The sequence below is a fragment of the Paraflavitalea sp. genome (assembly GCF_059502485.1).
In genome coordinates this window covers 1772541-1787332 of the sequence record NZ_JCACET010000010.1, presented here as the reverse complement: position 1 = coordinate 1787332, position 14792 = coordinate 1772541, and the positions used below count along the sequence as shown (strand labels likewise).

General features: G+C 45.3%; 13 protein-coding genes. 9 read left to right on the top strand and 4 right to left on the bottom strand.

All coding sequences use genetic code 11. The features are described 5' to 3' along the window. Nucleotides 1-41 precede the first annotated feature (41 nt). On the top strand, nt 42-302 hold the full coding sequence (locus AC5JBY_RS24335; RefSeq protein ID WP_495907269.1) for a CBU_0592 family membrane protein: 261 nt from the start codon (nt 42-44) through the stop codon (nt 300-302). Here the strand turns inward: AC5JBY_RS24335 and AC5JBY_RS24330 are convergent. Then, a complete protein-coding gene (locus tag AC5JBY_RS24330; protein ID WP_495907268.1) occupies nt 247-885 on the bottom strand; it encodes a TetR family transcriptional regulator C-terminal domain-containing protein in 639 nt (212 codons plus the stop codon). The two genes, AC5JBY_RS24335 and AC5JBY_RS24330, sit on opposite strands and share 56 nt — an antisense overlap. A gap of 298 nt (nt 886-1183) precedes the next feature. On the opposite strand from AC5JBY_RS24330, the gene AC5JBY_RS24325 reads away from it, so the two are divergent. The 4 genes from AC5JBY_RS24325 (at nt 1184) to AC5JBY_RS24310 (ending at nt 7727) form a co-directional block, all read left to right on the top strand. Continuing rightward, the gene (locus AC5JBY_RS24325; protein WP_495907267.1) at nt 1184-4288 is read left to right on the top strand and encodes a SusC/RagA family TonB-linked outer membrane protein; all 3105 of its coding nucleotides are present in this window, start codon (nt 1184-1186) and stop codon (nt 4286-4288) included. Nucleotides 4289-4320: 32 nt separating this feature from the next. After that, nucleotides 4321-5802, top strand: a complete 1482-nt coding sequence (locus tag AC5JBY_RS24320) for a SusD/RagB family nutrient-binding outer membrane lipoprotein (RefSeq protein ID WP_495907266.1) — start codon at nt 4321-4323, stop codon at nt 5800-5802. A 17-nt stretch (nt 5803-5819) separates the two neighbouring features. After that, nucleotides 5820-7049 (top strand): alkaline phosphatase family protein, encoded by a 1230-nt coding sequence (locus AC5JBY_RS24315; protein WP_495907265.1) that lies wholly within the window; start codon nt 5820-5822, stop codon nt 7047-7049. 72 nt (nt 7050-7121) lie between these two features. After that, nucleotides 7122-7727, top strand: a complete 606-nt coding sequence (locus tag AC5JBY_RS24310; RefSeq protein WP_495907264.1) for a hypothetical protein — start codon at nt 7122-7124, stop codon at nt 7725-7727. Here AC5JBY_RS24310 and bioA read toward each other — a convergent pair. After that, a complete protein-coding gene (gene bioA, locus AC5JBY_RS24305) occupies nt 7720-9018 on the bottom strand; it encodes an adenosylmethionine--8-amino-7-oxononanoate transaminase (RefSeq protein ID WP_495907263.1) in 1299 nt (432 codons plus the stop codon). The genes AC5JBY_RS24310 and bioA overlap by 8 nt on opposite strands. A gap of 110 nt (nt 9019-9128) precedes the next feature. Here bioA and AC5JBY_RS24300 point away from each other — a divergent pair, with 110 nt between their 5' ends. Genes AC5JBY_RS24300 through AC5JBY_RS24285 form a run of 4 tightly spaced genes read left to right on the top strand, consistent with a single transcriptional unit; the run spans nt 9129 to nt 13287 of the window. Next, nucleotides 9129-9689, top strand: a complete 561-nt coding sequence (locus AC5JBY_RS24300; RefSeq protein WP_495907262.1) for an RNA polymerase sigma factor — start codon at nt 9129-9131, stop codon at nt 9687-9689. Beyond that, nucleotides 9667-11346 carry a porin family protein gene (locus AC5JBY_RS24295; RefSeq protein ID WP_495907261.1) on the top strand — a complete coding sequence of 560 codons (1680 nt, stop codon included), beginning with the start codon at nt 9667-9669 and terminating at the stop codon, nt 11344-11346. The genes AC5JBY_RS24300 and AC5JBY_RS24295 overlap by 23 nt, the downstream gene beginning before the upstream one ends. Nucleotides 11347-11398: 52 nt before the next feature. Further along, nucleotides 11399-12688, top strand: a complete 1290-nt coding sequence (locus AC5JBY_RS24290; protein WP_495907260.1) for an LVIVD repeat-containing protein — start codon at nt 11399-11401, stop codon at nt 12686-12688. 5 nt (nt 12689-12693) lie between these two features. Further along, on the top strand, nt 12694-13287 hold the full coding sequence (locus AC5JBY_RS24285; RefSeq protein WP_495907259.1) for a hypothetical protein: 594 nt from the start codon (nt 12694-12696) through the stop codon (nt 13285-13287). Between the two features lie 7 nt (nt 13288-13294). On the opposite strand, the gene AC5JBY_RS24280 is transcribed toward AC5JBY_RS24285, so the two are convergent. Together AC5JBY_RS24280 and queG are read right to left on the bottom strand one after the other, a co-directional pair. Then, complete coding sequence (locus AC5JBY_RS24280) at nt 13295-13789, bottom strand: YdeI/OmpD-associated family protein (protein WP_495907258.1); 495 nt, start codon at nt 13787-13789, stop codon at nt 13295-13297. Next, nucleotides 13767-14723 (bottom strand): tRNA epoxyqueuosine(34) reductase QueG, encoded by a 957-nt coding sequence (gene queG, locus AC5JBY_RS24275; RefSeq protein ID WP_495907257.1) that lies wholly within the window; start codon nt 14721-14723, stop codon nt 13767-13769. Before queG ends, AC5JBY_RS24280 begins: the two co-directional genes overlap by 23 nt. Nucleotides 14724-14792 lie beyond the last annotated feature (69 nt).

Below are 14792 nucleotides of genomic sequence, written 5' to 3'. Positions count from 1 at the left end.
CGAGCCAAAAAAAGCCTATTTTGTAACCCAAATTGCTGGCGATGGCGATGAATAATTTGTATCCTTTGCTGGGTTGGACGGGTACCTTTGCTTACCTGCTTGCCTATTTTCTGTTAAGCATTAATAAGATCAAAGCAAACCAATCCATTTATCATGCCCTGAATATTGTAGGAGCGATAGGATTAACGACAAATGCCATTTACTATGCAGACCTGCCCAATGTAGTAGTGAACCTCGCGTGGGGCATTATCGCTTTGACCGCTTTGATTGTGATTTACCGGAAGCGGAAGAAGCCAAATTGAGTTGCTGCAATGCCTGTTCTTTATATTGGGCTAACTTTCTTTTGTATTCCTGTTTATTGCTGACCAGGCTCAAATAGTAATAAGCGCCATCCACCAGTACGAAAATACTATCAGCAACATGAGCAGGATCTTTTACATTAAGTGCTCCCTGCTGATTACATTCTATGATGATCTCCCTGAAGTTACTCCGTAACGTATCCAGCAACAGCTTATACTTTTCTTTTACTTCTTTATCCCGGAAGGCCAGCGAATAACAACTATAAGAAACACTATCGTCGAAGAGCGTATTCCATTTTTGTGAAAAGATATTGTCTATCACTTTCAGTAATCTTTTCTGCGGATCGTTCTTGTAGGCTGGAGGTGTTTTGAATATCAACAGATACTGGTCGAGAATATGTTCGATCAGACCGTATACGAGGGATTCTTTCGTTTTGAAATAGTGAATAACAAGACTGGGATTGATATTGATGAGTGCGGCTGTTTTAGCGATGGAAGCATTTTCAAGCCCTTCCTTTTTAGCCAGTTCGTAAAAAGCCTGGATGATTTCTTTCTGCCTTGATTCTTTGATACTTCTTCTTCCCATAGTTGGTTAGTCTTGTAATTTCCGGCAAATATAAGATTCGTACTTGTCTTTCGCAGGTAAAACGATTGCGTAAGAAAGTGCAACGATTGCGTAGGGTTGTGAAACCGATTGCGCATATGTCATTTCATGCCACATTTGTATTAATTAATTGTAACCATTGCATTATGATTTCAAAAATAAATTGAACGTTCATTCAATTTATTTTTGAAATCTGCATTATTTCCCCATTTTTGTACGGTCATTCTTACAAGGTCCAATCTTCACAACGCGCTTTTATCTTTTAAAATAGTTTCAGTTTATGAAAACAACTGCTTTATTAATCCTTTCATTACTGTTACAGTATATCACCTTTGCACAGGATATTACAGTAACAGGCACAGTGCGCTCTGTAGGCGAAAATGCTTCGCTGAGTGGTGTTTCTGTTTCAGTAAATGGCAAGAGCCGGGGAACTACCACCAACAATGATGGTAAGTATTCCCTGCTGGTTCCGAAAGACGCGGTACTTACATTTTCATTCCTGGGTTACGCCTCCCAGCAAGTGCCGGTCAATGGAAGAACGGTAATTGATATCGAGTTGAAAACCGGTGGCGGCAATGAGCTGGAAACAGTGGTTGTTACCACAGCCCTTGGTATTAAAAAGCAACAGAAAACATTGGGCTATGCGGTGCAGGAAGTGAGCGGAGAAACGATGGCTAAAACCAAAACGGCCACAGCCCTCAGCGCTTTAACCGGTAAAGTAGCTGGTCTGAATATCAACAATACGACCGATCTGTTTCGCAATCCCGGTATCTCTTTGAGAGGCAGAACACCATTGATCGTGATCGATGGAATACCCGATCCTGATGCCGATCCTTACAAGATCAATGCAGATGATATTGAAAGCATCAGTGTGCTCAAGGGAACGGCAGCTGGTGCATTGTATGGTGCAGTAGGCGTAAATGGCGCCATCCTGTATACGACCAAAAAAGGTAATAAAGGAAAAGTAAATGTAGAGGTTAACTCATCTACGTTGTTCCAGACTGGCTATACCGTAATACCCGAAATACAAACCACCTATGGTGGTGGCGATCAGGGTAAGTATGCCTATGTAAATGGCTCTGGCGGTGGCACCGAAGGTGGTGGCTGGATATGGGGACCAAAACTCGATCAGCGCGATCCTTCTACTCCAAGCGGTTTTTACGAAACAACACAATTTGATAGCCCTGTTGATCCCGTTACCGGTGTGCGTAAGAAAACGCCCTGGATCTCTAAGGGAGCAGACAATATCAAGAACTTCTTCAGAACAGGTCTGTTATCTACCAACAGCGTTTCAGCTTCTATAGGTACCGAAAAAGGAGCCTTCAGGGTAGCTGCCAACCACATTTACCAGAAAGGTGTGGTGCCCAATACCGGACTCAACAACTCATCCTTTTCTATCGGGGGCAACTATCGTCTTTCCAACAAATTGAGCATGGACGGTAAACTGACCTTCAACAAAGAGTATTCTGATAACTATCCTACAGTAGGATACGGACCTCCCAACTATCTGTATAACCTGATACTCTGGATCGGTCCGGACATAGATATCCGCGATCTGGAAAACTATTGGATACCAGGCAAGGAAGGTTTGCAACAACGCAACTATAACCTGTCATGGTACAACAATCCCCACTTCGTGGCCAATGAACTGTTGAACGGTTACAAAAGAAGCAACAGCTTCGGACAGGTAACGTTCGATTATAAAATTATGGACAACTTCACAGTGAAGTTCCGTAATGGCTTCAACCAATATGCCAGCAATGCCGATCTGAAAGAACCCTATAGCTATATTGCCTATAGCTATATTTCAAGAGGCAACTATTCTACCGATGTCACCAACTACTTTGATATCAACTCAGACCTGATCCTTAACTATAACCATAAATTTGGCGATGCCCTTAAGCTGAATGTAACAGCTGGAGCTGCCAATGCCTATAGAAGGCTGGAAAATACATACACCACTACCGATGGACTTACTATTCCTGCGTTCTATTCATTGGGCAATTCCATCAATCCCCTTAAGGCTACCAGTACACTTCGCGAGCGGAGAACAGCGAGCGCCTATGGTATGATCGATATCGAAACACTGGGCTTCTTATACCTGTCGTTCACAGGCCGATATGATAAAACCTCCACATTACCTGTTAAGAACAACGGCTATTTTTATCCATCAGCCGGTGTTTCAGCCGTACTGTCGGATGTAATTAAAATGCCCGACTTCGTTTCTTTCCTGAAAGTACGTGGCTCATGGGCTAAGGTAAACACGGGTTTCATCAATAGCGGTGATCCTTATGCTCACATCAATACCTATAACCTGGGACCTAAGTGGAACAACGTGCCTTCGTTGACCCTGCCCACCACTTTTAAATCACCAGATCTGATACCTGAAACAGTTAAGTCGGGCGAATATGGCATCGCTGCAGGTTTCTTCAAGAACAGGCTCAATATCGATGCAACTTATTTCAGGAATAAGGACTATAATAACTTTGCTCCGATTCTCCCTTCACAGGCCAGTGGATACACCAACATCCTCACGAATGCGGATGTTTACCTCAGAAAGGGATGGGAATTCATGATAAGCGGATCACCGGTTAAGAACAAGAACTTCAGGTGGGAAGCTTCTATCAACTTCAGCAGTGTACACCGCTGGTTGGAAGATGCAACCGTTAACCAGGATGGATATATCAACCAGGTTAAAGAAGGTCAGCGCATGGACCGGATCTATATTACTGACTCCCGTACACCTGATGGACAGGCGATCTACAACGCCAACGGTATGCAAGCCTATACTCCTTACGGACAATACTTTGGCAACCGCGATGCTGATTGGATCTATGGTGTGCAAAATACATTTGGTTACAAAGATTTCTCACTGAGCTTTTCATTCGATGGCCGTCTGGGTGGTTTGATCTATTCTACTACCAACCAGAAAATGTGGTGGGGTGGTTCGGCTAAAGGAACCGTTAACCAATACCGCGATGATGCCAATGCAGGTAATGCTACCTATGTTGGACCAGGCGTAGTAGTTACTGATGGAGCTATAACCTATGACAGCTATGGCAACATTCTTTCCGACACACGGAAGTTTGCGCCCAATACTACCAAGGTTAACTACATCAGCTTTATGCAAACAACGAGCGGGGCAATGCTGAACAACTATTTTTACTATAGCGGTACCTATATCAAAATGCGCGAACTGGTATTGACGTATAATCTCCCCACCAAATTGGTAAAAGGCATCTTCAATTCCGCTTCAGTTTCCCTGATCGGCAACAACCTGTTTATCCTTTCCAAACTGGATAACGTAGATCCGGATGCTGAACGCGATGACCTGCAAACGCCTTCTATGAGGTCTGTAGGATTCAACATCAATTTGAAGTTCTAACCAGGTGTATCATAATTATAAAAAATAGTAAGATGAAACGATATAAGATATTATTCCTGTTGACAACCCTTGCAGCTTTTTCAGCCTGTAAGAAGTTCGAGGAATTTCAGATAAATCCCAATAACCCTACAGTAGCCGATCCCTCTTTGCTATTGACGTCTATCGAGCGTAATGCATTCGCTACCATATCGGCTGATGCCGCCCTCGCTTCCCGTTACCTGGTGTATACACAGGGTGCCAGCAATTCCCAATACTATGGTTGGCAACGCAGCAGCATGGGATACGGCAACATTACCCAGATTGTTAAGATGCAACAGGAAGCTGAGCGTGTGGGTAAGAAAAATTACAGGTATATCGGCAAGTTTTTAACGGCCTATTATATCGTAGGCATGACGCAGACCTTTGGCGATATCCCTTATTCCCAGATGATGCAGTCGATCAGGAATAACAATTTCACCGACTCATCAGCCCTGAGACCAGCCTACGACAAGCAGCAGACTATTTACCGTGGCGTGCTCGATGAGCTCAAGATTGCCAGCGACTCATTATCTACTGCAGAAGTGGCCATCAGCGGTGACCTGGTGTATGGAGGCAATATCGACAGATGGAAAAAACTGATCAACTCCTTTACATTAAGAGTATTGATCAGCCTTTCCAAAAAAGAAGCAGATGCTACTTTGAACATTAAGCAGCGTTTCAATGAGATCGTGTCAAATCCCACTAAATATCCTTTGCTGAGCGCCAATGCCGACAATGGTAAGTTGCCTTATTATGACATCACCGGCAACCAGTATCCTTATTTCAACAACAACTCCATGAAAACGGACTACTACCTGGATAGCACGTTCGTGGATATTTTGCAGGACCTGAAAGATCCGCGCTTGTTCTCCTTTGGTAAGCCCAAGCCATCATCTGCGCTTCCCGTAAAGGACTTCAACGCATACGATGGTCTGAGAGGTAGCGGTTCACTGGCTTCCAACACCGCTAAAAGAGGTGCCGGTAATGCTTCACAAATCCATGACCGCTTCTCTTACCAGGCTATCAACGAGCCAAGCGTGCTGATGAGCTATGCAGAAGTCCAATTCATCCTGGCAGAAGCTGTTATACGCGGATGGATCACAGGTACTGCTGAAACGTACTATAAAAATGGTATCAAAGCTTCATTGGAGTTTTCTAACTTTAGCAATACGTATTCTACTACTGATATAGATACTTATGTTGCACAACCGGTAGTGGCTTTGCAAACAGGCACTGAGATAAAGCAAATTATTACGCAGAAGTACATCAGTATGTTTATGAATACCGGCTGGCAGCCATTCTATGAACAAAGACGTACAGGATTTCCTGCTTTCGATGTTACCGGATCGGGTATCCTCAATGGAGGTGTTATTCCCAAACGCTGGATGTACCCTACAGATGAGTTCACCAACAACCGGGTGAATGTAGAGAATGCGGTGAAAAGCCAGTACCCCGGTGGAGATAATATCAACGGCGTAATGTGGATTTTGCAATAAATGATATATTCATAACTATGAAGAAAGGGATTTTATTATTGGCGCTGGTATGCTCCTTTGCAGGAGTACAGGCGCAGAGAGCTAAGAAAGCACTGTTTGTAATTGTAGACGGCATAGCGGCAGACGTTATTGAAGATCAGCCTACCCCTTTTTTAGATGCCATTGCAAAAGTGGGTGGCTACACGAGAGCCCATGTAGGCGGAGAGAAAGGTGGCTATTCACAAACACCCACCATCTCTGCAGTAGGTTATAATAGCCTGCTCACTGGTACCTGGGTCAATAAACACAACGTATGGGGCAATGACATCAAAGCACCCAACTATAACTATTGGACGATCTTTCGTTTTCTCAAAGAACAATATCCTCAGAAAAAGACGGCTGTTTTCTCAAGCTGGCTCGACAACAGGACAAAGCTGGTTGGTGAAAGCCTGCCAGCTACCGGCAACCTCCAACTGAGCTATCATTTTGATGGCCTGGAGTTGGATACGATCAACTATCCGCATGATAAAAAGCGCGACTTCATGCACCGTATCGATGAGTCTGTAGTGAACAATGGTGTTGACTATATCAAAAAAGAGGCGCCCGATTTGTCATGGGTGTACCTGGAGTACACAGATGACATGGGACATATGTTTGGCGACAGTCCCGAATACTACCGGGCCATATCGTTGATGGATCAACAGATCGGCCGTCTTTGGGAAGCCATCACCTACCGCGAAAAACAGTTCAAAGAAGACTGGGTGATTTATATTACTACCGACCATGGCCGTGATAAAGCTACCGGTAAGGGACATGGCGGACAATCTGACCGGGAAAGAAGCACCTGGATTGTAACCAATGCAAAAGGATTGAACGACTATTTTAAAACCGGTAATCCGGGCGTAGTAGACATCATGCCTTCTATTGCCAACTTCTTAGGCGTTAAAATACCGGCAGAACAATTGAAAGAAGTAGACGGTGTGCCATTAACCGGTTCTATATCTGCTATTGCTCCTGATGCCAAACTGGAAGATGGAAAGCTGAACATTACCTGGAAAGCCGTTTCCCGTAAAGGAGATGCAAAGATCTGGATAGCCACTACCAATCAGTTCAAAGAGGGAGGCCGGGATGAATACGTGCTGAAAGCGACGGTGCCGGTTTCAAAAGAACAGATAACCGTAGAGGTTGGAAGCGATGCGTCCAAATTCTATAAGATCGTGATCGAAACACCCGGCAACTACCTCAATCGTTGGGTAATTGTAAAATAAACAAAGGAAATCTACGTTAATCATTAAACGTATAAGGCGGCTCATTCAGCCGCCTTTGCTAATATAATAGCTATGAAATACCTCTATGTCCTGTTATTACCGGTACTGGTTTGCTCATCGGCAGCTGCCCAGGATAAGCCGCTGGAAGATGTTCACTGGGAGTGGATCAGTCGTTTCAAATACGATAGGATCACCTGTGATACCCTTTATTACACGGAAAGTATCAATACTACGATTATCGATTCAATGATTCAGAGAATAGCGGCATCGCCTGTCTTCAAAATACACTTCCTGTATACGAATTCCAATGCAGCTCCATTGACGCTGACGAAAGAAGAACAGCAATACATTGTAGCTGAACTGGAAAAGTTGAAAACATACAAATGGAAGGCGGGCTTATTTCCTCAATCCAGAATGATCGTTGAAGCCGACATAGAATCGGTGCTTGCCAGAACAGAAACCTTGCGAACAGAAAAAGAAAGAAATCTCTGTTCAATCATCTATACTTTCTCAAACCCCATTTTTATCAGGGAAGGCTCCATCTGCCTGTATCTGGATCAGGAAAGATATCGAACCAATTACACGCAGCTGGATTTTGGCTTTTATACTAAAGAAAATAACAGGTGGCAAAAATATGCACAGGCATATAGTCACTACGAAAGTGAAAAAGCTAAATAGCCTTGGTTAACTCCCTCAATATTTCCCTGATTACTTCATACACCTTCTCCAACTCCTCTTCCGTAATACAATAAGGTGGCATCAGATATACTGTATTACCCAGCGGACGAATATATACTCCTCGGGCAAGCGCCTTCTGTGTGATCTCTTTACCAATATTGTTGAGGTATTCATCCTTGCCTTGTACCAACTCAAAAGCAAGCAAGGTTCCGAGCGAACGGATATTCTTGGTAGAAGCGGGGAAGTCTGCAGCCAGCGAAGCCGCAAATGCACGGTGCTGCCGGCCAATTCGCTCGATACTATCGAGGCAGCTTTGTTGTTCCAGCAAATCGAGACTGGCGAGTGCGGCTGCGCAGGCCAGTGGGTTGGCCGTGAAAGAGTGGCCATGGAAAAAGGTTTTCAGTTTATCCTCCTGCAAAAACGCTTCATAAATGTGGTGCGTACAGGCAGTAACGCCCAACGCCATCGTGCCTCCTGTCAGCCCTTTGGAAAGACAAATGATATCCGGCTGCTCTGTCATATAGGAGGAGGCAAACAGCTTACCCGTTCTGCCGAAGCCGGTCATCACCTCGTCGGCTATGCAAATAACCCCCTGCTCATGGCACTTCTTCAACAAGGCATCCAATCCTGCCGGGTCATACATCAGCATGCCACCCGCTCCCTGTACCAGCGGCTCATAAATAATGCAGGCAATCTCGTCCCAAGGCAGCGTTTCCCATTGCGGGTTTTCTATTGCCGATTGCCGACTGCCGACTGCCGGGGTATCTATAAACACCACTTCAAACAATTTATCCTGAAAAGCCGAGGTAAACACGCTTCGCTGACTCACACTCATGGCGCCAAACGTGTCTCCATGATATGAATTGTTGAAAGCCAGTACTTTATTGCGCTTTGAATGGCCATTGTTCCACCAATACTGCAAGGCCATCTTGATAGCTACTTCAGTAGCCGTAGACCCATTATCAGAATAAAAAATACGGGAAAAATCACCGGGTAATACATCAATCAGGCGTTCTGCGAGCCTAACAGCGGGTTCATGGGTAAAGCCGGCAAAAATTACCTGCTCCAGTGTCCTGGCTTGCTCATATAGTTTTTCAGCTATATATGGATGGCCGTGGCCATGGATGGTTACCCACCAGCTGGCGATTGCATCCAGGTATTTGTTGCCTTCAGCATCGATAATGTAGGTTCCTTCACCTTTTACTATGGGAATCGGATCTGGCATGTACTTTTGCGGAGTATATGGGTGCCAGATAACCTGTTTATCCCTGGCTTTCAATGAATTTGGCATAAGAGGGCAAAGGTAAAGCACTTGTTCCTTTCCCGGGCGCCGAAAAGCATCGAAAAAACTGCCAGGGTGCAACGGATCATCCCTGCAAATTGTCACCCGTAGGATACAAAATGGATTATAACAGGCTGGTAAAAGAATGTTTGAGGGGACGACCGGAGGCCCAACGACAGCTCTACGAGCATTTCGCCGAGGGCATGTTGGGTATATGCTATCGGTATACCAAGTCTATGACAGATGCGGAAGATGTACTGCAGGAAGGATTTATCAAAGTTTTCAAACACCTGGATCAATATAAGTTCGAAGGCGAACTGGGAGGGTGGATACGGCGGATCATGGTAAACACAGCGCTCAATTACCTGAAGAAGAACAGCCGTTACCAGACCGACCTGGCCTATTTCGATACAAGCCTGCATCCCGTGTCGGCTGATAACCCTGAAGTAAGCCTGCTGGCCAAAGACCTGGCAGAGCTGATACGCCAGTTGCCAACCGGATACCAAACAATATTTAACCTCCACGCAGTGGAGGGTTTTTCACATGTAGAAATTGGGAAGATGCTTGGAATTAATGAAGGCACTTCCCGTTCACAATATGCCCGTGCCCGTGCTTTGCTTATCACCTGGTTGAAAAAGCAAAATATGGAAACCAAAAATGAATCGTATGTCCGACCATGAATTTGAAAAACAGGTACAGCTAAAAATGGAGCAGTTCAGGCTGCGCCCATCCAATGCTGTGTGGACGGAGGTGGAAAAGAATATCCGAAGGGATAAACGCCGCCGCCGAATGATCATGTGGCTACCCGTTGCACTCCTTTTCCTGGGAGCAGGGGGCTATTTTGCTATGACGAAAACAGCCGGTTCCGCCAATCACGTGGTGAGCCAGGCGACTCCGTCATCTTCAGTAACGTCATCATCTTCCACACAAAATGACAAGCCATCGACCTCAACTTCTACACAGCAAACACAAGAAAATACACTTCCCGCAACCACGTCCGCTGCCAACACAGCAACGCCCGATGCTCCAACAAGCAATGTGCCTGTAAGCGCAGATAAAGGAGCTACAGATAAGACAGTTTCCGGAAACCCGGTTACTGTGAAGCCAGCTATCGACAAAACAACACCAGCTGTCAAAAAGCCAACACGCATTACTGCCAGGAAAACAACAGAAAGCAATAACACCAATTCCAAAATCATAGTACCTCTTGTTAAACAGACTAAAAAGAAGCCTGAGAAAGCGAATAAGAATAATAGTGAGTTGGCTTCCAATAAACAGGAGAATAATAATGTACAAACGGAGGAGATCGAACAGCCAACTGTGTTGCGGGGTGACAGTAGCGTAGCCGTAATGACTGCCGTCGATTCTGCGCAAACTACAGAGACTGTAGCTACCATAGATCCAGCTATTGCTACTGTGGATAGCAATAGCCTGGCACAGGTAACTGCTGTCGACAGCGCAACCGTAGTAAAAGATTCTGCTGCTCAAACGATCGCCAACGTACCACCGGTAGCTGTGCCGGAAGTAGCACAGGCCGCGAAAGTGCAGAAGAAAGCAGGCCCTTCCAATTGGCAGTTTGGTGTGCAGGTGGAAGGCGGTTATTCAGGCGTTACCAAAGATGGATTGTTTGGTTTCCTTGAAAAGAACTATACCCAGGTGCCCGATCTTGCATCCCCTTCCTTCAACAACTCGGTCACCTATACGCCACAGTTCCCCAGGCCGGTCAGCAAGCCCTCTAATCTTACGATGGGGCTATCGTTCTCCGTTGGTGGATTTGTAAAGCGTGCCTTGTCAAACAGGTTGAGCCTTTCTGCCGGCTTGCAGTACACCTACCTAAGTACCCGCCAGGTAGTAGGTAGCAAAGTAAGCAACAACAGGACTGTTAACCGCGCCCCTTCAACCTCACAGGTGGTGAATGAATACTATAACGCCAGCTCCTTTGCAAGCTTTAATAATCCCGGCCACAACACACAAAACTATACCAACAGGTATCAGTTCATTGAATTGCCGGTGACCTTGCATACGCAATTGAACAGAGGAAAACGCTTACCCATCATATGGGATGCCGGCTTCTCTGTATCAAAGCTGTTAAACACAAATGCGTTGCACTATGATGGATTGGGTGGGGTATACTACCAGGATAAGGAACTGTTCAATAAAACCCAATGGGCTGTTTCTACAGGCTTTAATGTCCAACTCTTTAAGCATACACAGCACCCGCTCACAGTTGGGCCTGTAATGCGTTATAATATCACCCCAATGTTGAAGAAAGACTATTCCACTGGCCAGCATGTATGGGCCGTAGGATTGCGTGCAACCGTTTTATTGAAAAAATAAACAACAGGCAACGCTCTTTCCTATTCCAGTGTCAGAAGGAAAACCCTTCGTTATGACCTGGAAATACCAAAACAAACTGTTATGGGTAGTGCCTGCATTGCTACTCCTGTCGCTGAGCAGTTGCTTAAAAGACAATTGTACACGCACCTACACACTGTACACACCTGTATATAAAACGCTTACCCAGGTAAGGCAGGAGATGAAGAGCAGTACAGCAAAAACATTGGAGAGTCCCGGCAAATTATATATTTACGGTAATTATATTTTCCTCAACGAACAAGAGAAAGGTATTCATATCATTGATAATACCAATCCTGCATCTCCAAAGAATATCGCTTTCATCAACATACCAGGCAATGTCGACATGGCGGTAAAAGGCAATACCTTGTATGCCGACTCCTGGGGCGATCTGGTCAGCTTTGATATCACTAATCCGCAGCAGGTAGCTGCCAAAAATTTCCTCAGCAGCGTTTTCCCGGATCGTAATGGTTATTACAGGTATAATACTTATTATCGCCCGGCTCCCAATGAACCCTTAAATCCAGATTCGATAAGTGTGGTCGTTGACTGGACCTCAAGAGATACTACGGTGGATTGTGAAACGTATAATATGCTGTATGAAAGGTTTTACGCGAGTGCATCGGCTGACGCAAGCGGGTCTTTTGCATCGCAGAAAGTGGGTGGTGGTCAAGGTGGCTCCATGGCGCGTTTTACCCTCATGAACAATTACCTGTACACGGTCACCAACACGTCACTCAATACTTTCGATATATCTACCGCGCACCAGCCTTTTTTAGCCGGCAAAACACCGATAGGCGGGGGAATTGAAACCATTTATCCTTTCAAAGATCAATTATTCATCGGTTCTACTTCCGGCATGTTCATCTATGATGTCTCCAGTCCCGGTACGCCCTCTAAAAAAGGCAGTTTCTCACATGTTCGTAGCTGTGATCCGGTAGTGGCCAACGATACCTATGCCTATGTTACCCTGCGATCAGGAACTACCTGCCAGGGATTTACTAACCAGTTGGAAGTGCTCGATGTCAGGAACCTGAACAGCCCAAGCCTGATAAAAACCTACCCAATGACCAATCCGCACGGGCTGGCTATAGACGGCAATACCCTGTTTATTTGCGATGGAAAAGATGGACTTAAAGTGTATGACGCTCAAAATGCCAGTTCACTCAAGCTGATCAAACAGATTGGTGATTTCGAGACCTATGATATTATAGCCTACAATAAATGGGCGCTGGTAGTGGCAAAAGATGGACTGTACCAGTTTGATTATACCAACCTGAACAACATTAAACAGATCAGTAAAATAAGCCTGAATAAACACTAAGAAATATGATCAGGCACATTACTGTCACTACATTATTATGTTGTTGTTTGGTTATTATGACTGTTGCGCAAACCACTACTAAAGAAACAACGCCAAAGAAAGGATGTTCTTGCGCATTCAGTTCTATCAATCAGGTGGGCGTTCTAACAGGAGAAGCAGGTTCTTCTTTCCAGCTGCAATCGATCAATGGCATGCGCTATAAAACCTGGTTTGCAGGAGCAGGCGTTGGATTAGATTTTTATAAAAAAAGAGGAATACCTGTATTCCTCGATGTCCGGAAGGATATTTTGAATAAGCCGTCCACACCCTTTGTGTATGCAGATGGTGGTATTCATTACTCATGGCCTACTGAGAAGGACAAACCTGGTGGTACTGGCAAACGCACATTCAGTAATGATCTTTATTATGATGCAGGGATTGGTTATAAAGTGAGCGTGAAAGACCAGCATGCAGTATTGCTAAGCGCGGGCTTTAGCCGGAAGACAGTAGAGGAAGTTACTACCTATCCCCAGTTTTGCCCGTCGTGCTCGCCGGAAAGTCGTGAAACTTATAATTATACTTTCAACAGGATAACCCTGAAACTGGGTTACCGGTTTTAATAATCGTTCATTCATCGCTATTCTTCTGTCTCAAAGTAAGACCCCGGGTTAAACGGTTAATGGCTTCGGCCATCCGTTCTATCCGGGTTTCTTCTTTTTTAGCACCGTATATCCAGTCGATGTATTGCTTTTGTTCGCTTTCCGGAAAAGCAAAGAATTTTTTGTGGGCCACAGGCTCATCGCGCAGGCATTCCAACAGGTCAGGAGGGATGTCCAGTGGATCGGCATCAGCATACAATACCAGCTTTACCTGGTCGCCTTCACCTTTTTTGAGCAGCTTGCGGATCTCCGCTTTTACAGGCATGAACATGCAACCATTGCTCATCGGCATCAGGTTGAAGCTTTTGATTTCGTACGTGTCGTCAATAAGCCCTTTCACTTGTACCATACCTCTGATACCTCTCATATCAGGGGTGATCTCTTTGATGACTATAAACGTCCAGCCGCCTTTGCCAGGCATTCGTTGCAAAGTATACTTCTTATTCACTAGTGGCTTTTCCATGATCCGGGTTTTGTACGAAGTTTAAATTACGTTGTATACCGTGGAATTTAGAGCGCTTGAGCGGAGAATGTCGGAAGATCTTTTTAAAAGCATCTTCTGTGAGCGATTGCCATTCGGCCGTAGTGAAATTAAGCAACTCAGGTATCGGCGAGAATTCGGTCTCCCGGGTAGGTTGGGAAAACCGGTTCCAGGGACATACATCCTGACAGGTATCGCAGCCAAAAAACCAGTTGTCGAACTTATTGGCCATCTCTCCGGGGATCAGCTTCTCCTTCAGTTCGATGGTAAAATAAGAAATACACTTACTGCCGTCAACTACCTTATTTTCCAGGATGGCATCAGTAGGACAGGCGTCGATACATTTGCGACAGGTGCCGCAATAGTCTTTGGCAAAAGGATCATCATACAGCAAAGGAAGATCGGTAATAAGCGTGGCGATAAAGAAAAAAGAACCAGCCTGCTTGGTAAGCATATTTCCATTTTTGCCGATCCACCCCAGGCCGCTACGTTGTGCCCAGGTTCTTTCCAATACGGGTGCCGAATCTACAAAGCCCCTTCCCTGTACCTCGCCGATCTGTTCTCTCATCATCGCCAGCATCCTGTTGAGCTTTGTACGTATCACTTCATGGTAATCCTTGCCATAGGCATATTTGGCTATTTGGGGCGCATCCGGGGCCTGTAGCTCTGCCGGGTAATAATTCAACAGCAAAGTAATCACCGATTGAGCGCCCGGTACCAGCTTCGTAGGATCTATCCGCAGCTCGAAGTGGTTCTCCATGTACTGCATAGAACCATGCATACCCTGGTGCAGCCAGTTCTCCAACCGCCGGGCATCATCGTCCAGCCGTTGCGCCCGGGCGATGCCGCAGTACTCAAACCCCAGCTGAGCCGCAAAGGATTTGACAAGGGTGGTATGTTGTTCCGTGTTTCTCAATTCGGGATTCTTCCTTACCGACGCAATTTATGAAAGATAAAATGCCTAAATTGGCTACCCGGTTAGAAA

Bases quoted from the DNA above. Each gene is read 5' to 3' on its own strand.
- AC5JBY_RS24280 (WP_495907258.1), bottom strand. From the start codon at position 13,789: ATGGAAAAGCCACTAGTGAATAAGAAGTATACTTTGCAACGAATGCCT.
- AC5JBY_RS24295 (WP_495907261.1), top strand. From the start codon at position 9,667: ATGAATCGTATGTCCGACCATGAATTTGAAAAACAGGTACAGCTAAAA.
- AC5JBY_RS24315 (WP_495907265.1), top strand. From the start codon at position 5,820: ATGAAGAAAGGGATTTTATTATTGGCGCTGGTATGCTCCTTTGCAGGA.
- AC5JBY_RS24335 (WP_495907269.1), top strand. From the start codon at position 42: ATGGCGATGAATAATTTGTATCCTTTGCTGGGTTGGACGGGTACCTTT.
- AC5JBY_RS24320 (WP_495907266.1), top strand. From the start codon at position 4,321: ATGAAACGATATAAGATATTATTCCTGTTGACAACCCTTGCAGCTTTT.
- AC5JBY_RS24285 (WP_495907259.1), top strand. From the start codon at position 12,694: ATGATCAGGCACATTACTGTCACTACATTATTATGTTGTTGTTTGGTT.
- AC5JBY_RS24325 (WP_495907267.1), top strand. From the start codon at position 1,184: ATGAAAACAACTGCTTTATTAATCCTTTCATTACTGTTACAGTATATC.
- AC5JBY_RS24300 (WP_495907262.1), top strand. From the start codon at position 9,129: ATGGATTATAACAGGCTGGTAAAAGAATGTTTGAGGGGACGACCGGAG.
- AC5JBY_RS24310 (WP_495907264.1), top strand. From the start codon at position 7,122: ATGAAATACCTCTATGTCCTGTTATTACCGGTACTGGTTTGCTCATCG.
- AC5JBY_RS24330 (WP_495907268.1), bottom strand. From the start codon at position 885: ATGGGAAGAAGAAGTATCAAAGAATCAAGGCAGAAAGAAATCATCCAG.
- bioA (WP_495907263.1), bottom strand. From the start codon at position 9,018: ATGCCAAATTCATTGAAAGCCAGGGATAAACAGGTTATCTGGCACCCA.
- AC5JBY_RS24290 (WP_495907260.1), top strand. From the start codon at position 11,399: ATGACCTGGAAATACCAAAACAAACTGTTATGGGTAGTGCCTGCATTG.